The sequence below is a fragment of the Paraburkholderia sp. CNPSo 3076 genome (assembly GCF_026343935.1).
Classification (GTDB): Bacteria; Pseudomonadota; Gammaproteobacteria; order Burkholderiales; family Burkholderiaceae; genus Paraburkholderia; species Paraburkholderia nodosa.
Map to the genome: position 1 here is coordinate 87,883 of NZ_JAPMAL010000033.1, position 8,846 is coordinate 96,728.

9 protein-coding genes and 1 pseudogene are annotated in these 8,846 nt (G+C 58.5%); 5 read left to right on the forward strand and 5 right to left on the reverse strand.

All coding sequences use genetic code 11. The annotated features are described in order from the left end of the window. Positions 1 to 43: 43 nt before the first annotated feature. The gene (locus M3A49_RS32480) at positions 44 to 817 is read right to left on the reverse strand and encodes a cyclase family protein (RefSeq protein ID WP_266232625.1); all 774 of its coding nucleotides are present in this window, start codon (positions 815 to 817) and stop codon (positions 44 to 46) included. Positions 818 to 1,047: 230 nt separating this feature from the next. Here M3A49_RS32480 and M3A49_RS32485 point away from each other — a divergent pair, with 230 nt between their 5' ends. After that, positions 1,048 to 1,698, forward strand: a complete 651-nt coding sequence (locus M3A49_RS32485; protein WP_266232626.1) for a TetR/AcrR family transcriptional regulator — start codon at positions 1,048 to 1,050, stop codon at positions 1,696 to 1,698. A 113-nt stretch (positions 1,699 to 1,811) separates the two neighbouring features. Here the strand turns inward: M3A49_RS32485 and M3A49_RS32490 are convergent, their stop codons facing one another. Continuing rightward, positions 1,812 to 2,735 (reverse strand): LysR family transcriptional regulator, encoded by a 924-nt coding sequence (locus M3A49_RS32490; RefSeq protein WP_266232627.1) that lies wholly within the window; start codon positions 2,733 to 2,735, stop codon positions 1,812 to 1,814. Positions 2,736 to 2,921: 186 nt separating this feature from the next. Between M3A49_RS32490 and M3A49_RS32495 the strand changes: the two genes are divergently transcribed. Continuing rightward, positions 2,922 to 3,458, forward strand: coding sequence for an OsmC family protein (locus M3A49_RS32495; RefSeq protein ID WP_266232628.1), 537 nt, complete (start codon positions 2,922 to 2,924; stop codon positions 3,456 to 3,458). Between the two features lie 177 nt (positions 3,459 to 3,635). Here the strand turns inward: M3A49_RS32495 and M3A49_RS32500 are convergent, their stop codons facing one another. The 3 genes from M3A49_RS32500 to M3A49_RS32510 all read right to left on the reverse strand — a co-directional run bounded on the left by M3A49_RS32500 (position 3,636) and on the right by M3A49_RS32510 (position 4,711). Next, entirely contained in the window at positions 3,636 to 3,833 is a 198-nt protein-coding gene (locus M3A49_RS32500) for a glutathione binding-like protein (RefSeq protein ID WP_416339056.1), read from the reverse strand. Beyond that, on the reverse strand, positions 3,833 to 3,988 hold the full coding sequence (locus M3A49_RS32505) for an SDR family oxidoreductase (RefSeq protein ID WP_266232632.1): 156 nt from the start codon (positions 3,986 to 3,988) through the stop codon (positions 3,833 to 3,835). The genes M3A49_RS32500 and M3A49_RS32505 overlap by 1 nt, the downstream gene beginning before the upstream one ends. Then, positions 3,985 to 4,711, reverse strand: a protein-coding gene (locus M3A49_RS32510; RefSeq protein ID WP_416339057.1) for an IS6 family transposase whose coding sequence is annotated in 2 segments (ribosomal slippage) — positions 3,985 to 4,018 and positions 4,017 to 4,711 — 729 coding nt in all. Because the reading frame shifts where the segments join, the coding sequence is not laid out codon by codon here. Before M3A49_RS32510 ends, M3A49_RS32505 begins: the two co-directional genes overlap by 4 nt. A 343-nt stretch (positions 4,712 to 5,054) precedes the next feature. Here M3A49_RS32510 and M3A49_RS32515 point away from each other — a divergent pair. The 3 genes and pseudogenes from M3A49_RS32515 to M3A49_RS32525 form a co-directional block, all read left to right on the forward strand. Next, complete coding sequence (locus tag M3A49_RS32515; protein WP_416339058.1) at positions 5,055 to 6,026, forward strand: IS110 family transposase; 972 nt, start codon at positions 5,055 to 5,057, stop codon at positions 6,024 to 6,026. Positions 6,027 to 6,507: 481 nt separating this feature from the next. After that, positions 6,508 to 7,650 carry an IS110 family transposase gene (locus M3A49_RS32520; protein WP_266232629.1) on the forward strand — a complete coding sequence of 381 codons (1,143 nt, stop codon included), beginning with the start codon at positions 6,508 to 6,510 and terminating at the stop codon, positions 7,648 to 7,650. Between the two features lie 575 nt (positions 7,651 to 8,225). Then, positions 8,226 to 8,846 (forward strand): annotated as a pseudogene (locus M3A49_RS32525) (IS5 family transposase); the annotation flags it as partial.

An 8,846-nucleotide genomic window follows, 5' to 3' on the forward strand; every position in this document is an offset into this window, starting at 1 on the left:
AGATTTCGCCCTTGTGTGCTGGAAGCGTCGGGGGCGGCAGGCCTCAGTCGAGGATCGCCACGGCACGTGTCCAGCCGGCGGAGGCACCCTTGATCTTCACGGGAAAGCAGCAGACCTGAAAGCCCGTGGCAGGCAGCTCTTCAAGATGCAACAGCTTTTCGAGGTGACAATAGCCGATCTCCATGCTGGCACGGTGCCCCTCCCACACGATCGATGGATCGCCTGTCTCTGCGAAGCGACGCGCCAAATGTGAAAAGGGTGCGTCCCATCCCCAGGCGTCGATGCCGGTCAGGCGCACCCCGCGCTCGAGGAGGTAAAGCGTCGCCTCACGCCCCATACCAATGCCAGCGTGGATATAGTCAGGGTGGCCATAGAGCGTGCTGGCCCGCGTATTTACCAACACGATGTCGAGCGGGCGAAGCGTATGCCCGATCCGGGCGAGTTCCGCCTCAACTTCGGCGGCGGTGACGACATGGCCGTCCGGAAAGTACCGGAAGTCGAGTTTTATGCCCCGCTGGAAGCACCATTCCAGCGGTACCTCGTCGATCGTGATCGCCCGCTCGCCGCGGTTCATCGTGGAATGATGGTGGTACGGCGCATCCAGATGGGTCCCGCTATGCGTGCGTAGGGTCACCGTTTCGTTTCCCCAGCCCTCGCCACCGGGCAATTGCTCCACCGTCAAGCCGGGAAAGAATTTGAAGATCTCGGCGGTATTGCCTGCCGGTGTCTGGTACTCGATGTGTGGGCCGAAACCAGGCTGGTCCAGCGGTGTTTCGTTGTCCAAATCAAGCGAAATGTCGACGATGCGTCGTGCCATGACGTCTCTCCTTCTGTTCAGTTTGGGTGAGAAGCTAGCGCGGGCTGCTACCGGTCGGCGCAGGGCGCGCTGCGATTTCGAGGCTCCTCGGTTCATATCGATTGCGCGGAGCCAGCTTGTTGAGCACAATACTAATAATGGGAAATGGGGCCGTCAAGGCTTATTTGATATTTGCTCAACAAGACGGTCGCGGGAACGCAATGGGGGACAGGATGGCGAAAAGGAACAGCATGGAGGCGGCGGTGAAAGCAGTCGCAGAGATACGCGAACAGCCGTTGCGGCGGCGACTCGCGCCGGCGGCGCGAGCGCGCATGATCCTGGAGGGTGCGATCACGTTCTTCGCCGAGCGTGGGTTTGATGGCCAGATCCGGGACCTCGCCGAGACACTTGGCGTATCGCAGGCGCTGATCTTCACCTATTTCGGCAGTAAAGGAACGTTGCTGGAGCGGGTCTATGACGAGGTCTTCCTGTCCCGCTGGCGCGACGGCTGGCTGGACGACCTCCGTGATCGCGCACAGCCGCTAAGCGAACGGATGGAAGCGTTCTATATCAGCTATCTCGACGCCATCGACGAACCGATCTGGATCAGGATCGTGCTGCACTCTGGCCTCGCGAGCAATGAGCTGACCAGTCGCTATGTTTCACTGCGAGTCGAGCAGATTCTGCAGGTCCTTATGGCCGAAGTGCGGTATCACTTCGGTTCTGCGCTCAGCGCAATGGACGATGCAGATCTGTACGAACGCATTTGGGACCTGCAGGCCTCCTTCATCTACGGTCTGATACGCAAGCACGTGTGGCAGCTACCGGTCATGGAGGACCGGCCACGCCTGGTGGCCGGACGAGTTTCGCAATTCCTCCGAGGCTTGGCCGCACAAGTGTGAAGCGCTTCAACTATACCGCTGCAGTGTTGGTATCGAATTGATACCTGGCAGCCTCCACGATTCCCCGGGCGGTTCGGTTTAACGCGGTAGCCGAAGGCAAGTTGAATTTCCCCCTATTTGCTAACGGCCCGCGCGGCCCAGCGCCCCGCCTTTATTTGTGCGCGAATCAGACTTTGTATATGGTCCGCTAGGGCCTTGACTCCGGGTAAATGCTCCCGGTCGTGCGAAATGGCTAGCATCCATTGTACCGACAGGCTCCGGATGGGCGTTGCGACCAATGTCTTTTCCTCGACATCTTGCACGACCGCAGATTGAGGTGCGATGACCGCGCCGACACCTCGGCGCGCAAATTCCAGCAGCATGGAAATCGTATTGACCTCAACTACGATATTCGGCGTTATACCACGCTGTTGAAATGCGACATCAACACGCCACCTGATATAGTTTGGCAATTTATAAAGTATCAATGGCAGGCTCGCGATGTCGTCAATCGTCACCCATGTTCTTTGAGAAATGGCATTTCCAGTTTTCGCCAGCACCATCTCTTCTTCAGCGAGAATTTTGGTTGATGCATTACGTAGCTTGTAGCGTGTTGCAAACATGAGCGCGACGTCCAGCTCGCCATTGACGAGCTTCTCCTCTAGAACGTTACTTATCCCTTCATGTGCAGACAGCATGACTCTGGGATATTTCTTGCGATAACTTTCAACTAGCGGGCCATTGACGACCTTGAGCAATGACGGCGGCAATCCGACAGCAACACTGCCACTCGGCTCTCTGTCCAGGAGATTTACCTCGTCGTGCAACTCTTCAAGCTGGCGAACGAGGCTCTGAGCCCTTTTGCCAAGGGCCACGCCCGCGGGTGTAAGTCTCACGCCCCGTTGATGTCGCACAAAGAGCTGTGTCCGAAGTTCGTGCTCGAGTGAAGCAATTCGACGACTCAAGGTCGGCTGAGTGAGATTCAGGATTTGGGCTGCTCGTCCGAAGCTGCCCTGCTCCACAATTCTCAGAAAACACCGCAGAGATTGCGAGTCCATATCGATTCCCCCTGACATCCTGAAGGTTGATCCCCTTTTCCCTCAGGCCAAAGTCCGTGTTGCTTGCTGCCGACCATCATACATAAAAGGCATCACTGCGATACACAGATTGTCGGTACCGTATGACTCAGGGCGGTGCCATACTCCGTGTACCCCAATCAATCAGACCTTAGGAGGGTCGGAGACATGAACACGAACGTGAAAGAGAAATATATCGAAGCGGAAGGCACCTCGATGATGACGTTCCCTGTGAGTTTCGAGCTCGAGGGCTACGCCTCCGGAAAACGCAGAAATGACGTCAAAGTCGGGATGGCCGAGCCGGAGCGGCTTCAACTGTGGGATCTGGCCAGCGACGAAGGCCGTTTTCACGGAGGTGATGAGACCGCACCAAAACCTCTCGCTCTCTTCACCGCTGGCGTCGTGACGTGCTTCATGACACAGTTGCGGACCTTCGCACGCCAATGCGGTGTGACTGTCACCGGCTTGAAGACAAATGCGAAGTTTGAGTGGGTCGCGAAGCGCAGCGGAAAGAACGAACCCTACGAGGCCCATCCCAATCGCTTCACTCTGGACATTGAATTTGAAACGGATTCGCCACTGGAGGCGCAGCAGCGCCTCGTGAGAGCGGCGGCGCGAGGCTGCTTTGCTGAACAGATTCTGTCCGTTGATCTCGTCCACCGTCTCCGCCACGAGGGTGAATGGGTGGTCTGCGAAGTGGACTAAGCAACGGGGCGTGGGCCCGCGCGGACATCGCGGGCTCACGTGACGAGATGCCTCTCGAAAGCGCCGCGTCCGCAAGAACGCTTCGTTAGACAGATCGTATTGCCTCCACCGAGTTGCCAGTTTAGCCTGACAAAAGTAACGACAAAGAATGGAATTTCCTCGCTGTTATGGGGTTGATTATTTGTGGCGATCGCCGACACCGACGGTGACCTTGATAAAGGCCTCGAATTGCTTTTCCTGCGTCAACGGGACGATCGCGCCCTGCCGAATCCAGGGAAGAAAGGCTATATCCGCGATGGTGTATTCGTCGCCGGCAAAATAGGGCCTACCCTCAAGGCGCCGGTCCAGCACGCCGAAGATGCGGCTGACTTCCATTAGACCTGCGCCCATCCGCCATCGACGCAGAGATCCACACCGGTAACGTAAGAACTCTCATCGGAGGCGAGGAACACGAGGGCGGCTGCGATTTCCGGTTCTGTTGCAGTAAGCGTGACGAGACGAGAAATGCCAACATAATCAGCATTGCTTATGAAACAAGAGAATAGAACTGCTGGGAAGCAGGCAACGGGGGGGTCGCCTGCAGCACATTGCATTTGCCCTTTCCTGATCATGTGCATTGTTTCGATGCCGCCGAGAATGACCCTCGCACAATGGAAGTCCTTGAACCCCAGCATCGGTCGGGTCCGGCGCTTGATAGCCCGATGGTCCTGTTCGACGATGTTGTTCAGGTACTTGATCTGGCGAACCTTGATTGGCGTCTCCCGATCAGCATTCACCGCCTCCAGCGCTGCAAGATTCGAACCGCTTTTGTCGATGGTCACGGTCTCCGGCACACCGTTGTGTGCGATCGCTTTTTCAAAGAACCGTCGAGCCGCGACCTTGTCCCGCCTGGCCCTGAGCAGAAAGTCGATCGTATCACCCGCCTTGTCCACTGCCCGATAGAGGTATTTCCACTCACCCTTGATCTTGATATAGCTCTCGTCCATTCGCCAGCTTCTCCCGACCGGACGCTTGTGCTTGCGGAACGTCTTTTCGAATAGTGGCAATAGCTTCATGACCCAGCGGTACACCGTCGAATGATCAACCGCGATACCACGCTCGTCCATCATCTCGGCAAGATTGCGCAGACTTAACGAATAGGCCACGTACCAGCGAACGCACAGCAAAATGACTTCGAGCGGGTAGTGCAGGCGCTTCAGGACCTTGGCCAAGCCCGGGGCGAGTGGGGTTCGCGGTGTCTTTGTATTTTTCATCGGACTGCTCGAAGTTCTTACTGGTCAATTTTAACCTGGCTCGTTACTGCAACAGAACCGATTTCGCTGATTGAATTGATCTGGACAGGCATGGGGACAATGTCAACGCTTCGACGATGACGCCACGATACTGGCGAAAAGTTAGGGTCGTCTTAGGCAGGTTTTTCAATGGAGCCCAGGCCCAGGGCGATTGCATGAAAGTGCTTGAATTCAAGGATTTATTCATCTGGGGGTTGCGCGAACCGGTGAGCTCCGGTGCAGTGTCATCTTTTAATGGGATGGACCCGGCGCCCCCTTCGCGGGACACTGAGGATACCGAAAACTGACGTGTTGGAGGTGCATCATGAAAATCGAGGTTCTTGGCATCGATCTCGCAAGGCATGTGTTCCAGCTCCACGGCACCGATCGTCGCGGACGAGTAGCGCATCGCGCGAAGGTGTCACGCGGCTCGTTGCTCGAGGCTGTGCAGACGCTAAAGCCGGGACTGGTCGTTATGGAAGCGTGCAGCACGGCGCATCATTGGGCGCGCCACTTCCAGTCGGTTGGCATCGAGGTGCGCCTCATCAGCCCGCAATACGTCACGCCGTTCGTCAAGACGAACAAGAATGACCGTAACGACGCCGAGGCGATCGTCGAGGCTGCGAGCCGTCCCGCGATGCGCTTCGTGACGGTCAAGTCGATCGAGCAGCAGGATATTCAAGCCGCGCACAGTGTGCGGGCCATTCTGTTGCGTCAACGTACGGCCCTGATCAATCAGATGCGCGGCCTGCTCGGCGAGCGCGGACTCATGATCGCCCGGTCTCCCGAGGCCTTCAAGCGCGCGATGCCGCTACTGCTGAGTACCAGCGCAGACGAGCTGACGTCGTTTTGCCAGACGTTGCTCACCGAACTGTTGCAGCACCTGACGGCGATCGAGGAACGCATCGGCTTTGTCGAGGCCTCGATCCACTCATTCACGAAACAGTCGACGCTTTGCAAAAAGATCGCTGCGATACCCGGCATCGGTCCGATCACCGCCACGGCCATTGTGGCCGCGGTGGGAGATGCCCAACAGTTCCGCAACGGCCGCCATCTGGCAGCCTGGTTGGGCCTCGTGCCCAGGCAGTATTCCTCCGGCGGCAAGCCGCACCTGTACGGTATCAGCCGGCGTGGTGACACCTATCTGCGAACGTTGCTCATCCATGGCGCACGGGCTGTGCTCCGCTACGTGAAAGCGAAGACTAATCCGCAAAGCGTCTGGCTGCAGCAACTGATCGCGCGACGTATCCGGCTTGCCAGATGGGCGATCGCCGAAGCACGCCCGCAGCCTCGATGAGATCCGCGCACCCTGGCCTTAGCAAAAGTGCGGCTCGCCGCGAGCGGCAGCCGACACGGAATACAGGCTTCAGGGTGCTGGTTCAACCTATTTCGTCATCGCTTCGAGAAGCAGTTTTCCCCAAAAACAGCCATGTAACACGACTATAGAGATAAGTATTCTTATCACAATGCTACTGTTCTCTCGCAAAAAATGAACGTTTGCAAACACGCCAAGACCCTCTCCGCCTCCCTTCCGCAACATACCAAACGTCGCGCTTGCCGTAGGGCAAATTAAGTGTCGACAGTCCATTAGACTGCGTCGCAGGGCATGATTGGGTTGCTCGGCAATACGAATGGATAGACATCGACGACTGTTATAGCCTCGAACAGGAGCGGGTAACATTCTATGCGTCGAGGGCACTAGATCCTATGAGCATCCGGGCCGGCGAGAGACTGACGCCTACAATCAGCGTGTCGAGGTTTGTTCACAGGAGGGCATCATGCGTACCGAACAGGCATATACGGGCGGTCAGGAACTGGTATTGGCGGTGTCACTCGAGCTTGCTGCCGCGAAGTGGAAGGTGGCGCTGCACGATGGCCGGCGCGAGCAGCCGGCCGTGCACACGGTCGCGCAGCCGCAAGCCGCCGCACGCCTGCAGGCGGTGCTGGACGTGATCGAACAACAAAGGTTGAAGCGGTCGCTGTCGAGCGGCGTGCGGCTCGTCGTCAGCTACGAAGCTGGCCAGGACGCGTTCTGGATCTGTCGCGCGCTGCAGGCACGTGGCGTCGAATGTTATGTCGTCGATCCGGCCAGCATTCCGGTCGAGCGCCACAAGCGGCGGGCGAAGACCGACCGGCTCGATGCGATCAAGCTGGTCATCAACCTGCGCGCATGGCTGCGCGGCGAGCGCGACCGCATGCACGTGCCGTCGCCACAGGACGAGGCGTCGCGGCAGCTGATGCGCGATCGCGGGGAACTGCAGAAGGAAGTGCTGCAGCACCGCGACCGAATGCGCAAACTGCTGGCCACGCTCGGCTGCTGGGATGAGGTCGATCACAAGGCCTTCGCTGACCGCCTCGCCCGCGACCAGGTGCGGTGTCATGACGACACGCCGCTGCCGCTTGAGCTGCGTGAACGGCTGCTGCGCGAATGCGAACGGCTGGCCCTGGCGCAGCAGCAACTCGCCGCACTCGAGAAGATGCGACACGCAAGTCTGCCGGCACCCGCGCGCCAGCGAAGCGACAACCTGGCACACCTGAAGGGGATTGGCGAAGTGGGCGCTTCGCGCCTAGCGCTCGAACTCTTCTGGCGCGAGTTCCACAACCGGCGCGAAGTCGGCGCGTGCGTAGGGCTGGTGCCGCAGCCCTACGACAGCGGTGAGAGCCGTGTGGACCAGGGCATCAGTAAGCAAGGCAACAGACGCGTGCGTGCCCTCCTGATCGAGATGGCGTGGACCTGGCTGCGCTACCAGCCTGGCAGTGCACTAACGCAGTGGTTCAACCAGCGCACGCAGGGCACGGGGCCGAACCGCCGCGCGCGACGCATTGCTATCGTCGCGGTTGCGCGGCGCCTCGCGATTGCACTGTGGCGCTATCTGAAGGACGGCGTCATCCCGGCGGGAGCACAGTTTAGGTCCGCTTAAGCCATTGCGGTTTGCCAGAACGCACATCCGTTGCGCGAGATAATGTGGAGGTGCATACGGTCTGAAGTGAACATGCCCCTAACAGCCCCGGGTTGCACACGCAACCGATTCTCTAGATGGGGCATGCTCCCGGCGAGGTTTCCGGCGTAACGCGCATGCAGGATAAGGCCGGCCTTTGCACCGGCGGATAGAAGGTGGTCAGACGTCAAGTCTGACGCGCGCGACAATCGGCTTCAGATCTTGGGAACATAGAGTAGATTGCAGTAACGATTGAGGTGTGATGGAAATCCGCCCAACGATGCAACCAAACGCGCCTGTAGGCTGGCAAGCGCGAGTTATTGCGCTTGCCAGCCCATGCCAGCATGTCGCCCCTTCGGGGCGTCAAGGGTCCGCTGCGCCAGGCTTTGCCTGCCCTTGACCCAGTTAGCGCTTCTGTACGCAGGAGGCAAGCACTTGACCAACGCTGCTTTGTGGGCCAGCTGGAAACGGGTCTTGACAAATTCTTGCTCATAGAAGGGGCTGTTTACATTCGATGAAATGTGTTTACATCTTGTCTTTTGCGCGAGCGGGCCAAGATGATTCGAACGTTATTGAGCGATGAAGTATGGGCCCGAATCGAATCCGTCTTGCCGGGCAAAGAAGGCGATCCAGGGCGAACGGCGACCGACAATCGTTGGTTTGTCGAAGCTGTCCTCTGGATCGGCCGGACCGGCTGCCCGTGGCGCGATTTGCCGAAGGCGTTCGGCCGATGGCATACGGTGTACATGCGTTTCTCCAGGTGGCGTCGCAAGGGTGTGTGGGAACGCGTGATCCTCGCCGTGGCCGACGAAACCGAGATCAAGCATGTGTTGATCGATTCGACCATCGTGCGCGCACACCAGCATTCGTCCGGAGCTCAAAAAAAAACGGTCCGCAAGCGCTCGGTCGCTCGCGAGGTGGACTGACCACCAAGTTGCACCTGGCCGTCGATGACGCCGGACGCCCCCTGCGGTTGATTGCCACCGAGGGACAAGTTTCCGATATTTCGTGCGCGAATGAACTGGTTGAGCATTTGCGCACCGGTGCGGTCATCGCTGACAAGGGCTACGACTCGAACGCCTTTGTGGAGAGTATCCGCACTACGCGTGCGAAGGCCGTAATCCCGCCGCGTTCGAACCGCAAGACCAAGCGTCGCTATAGCCGTGTGCTGTATCGGA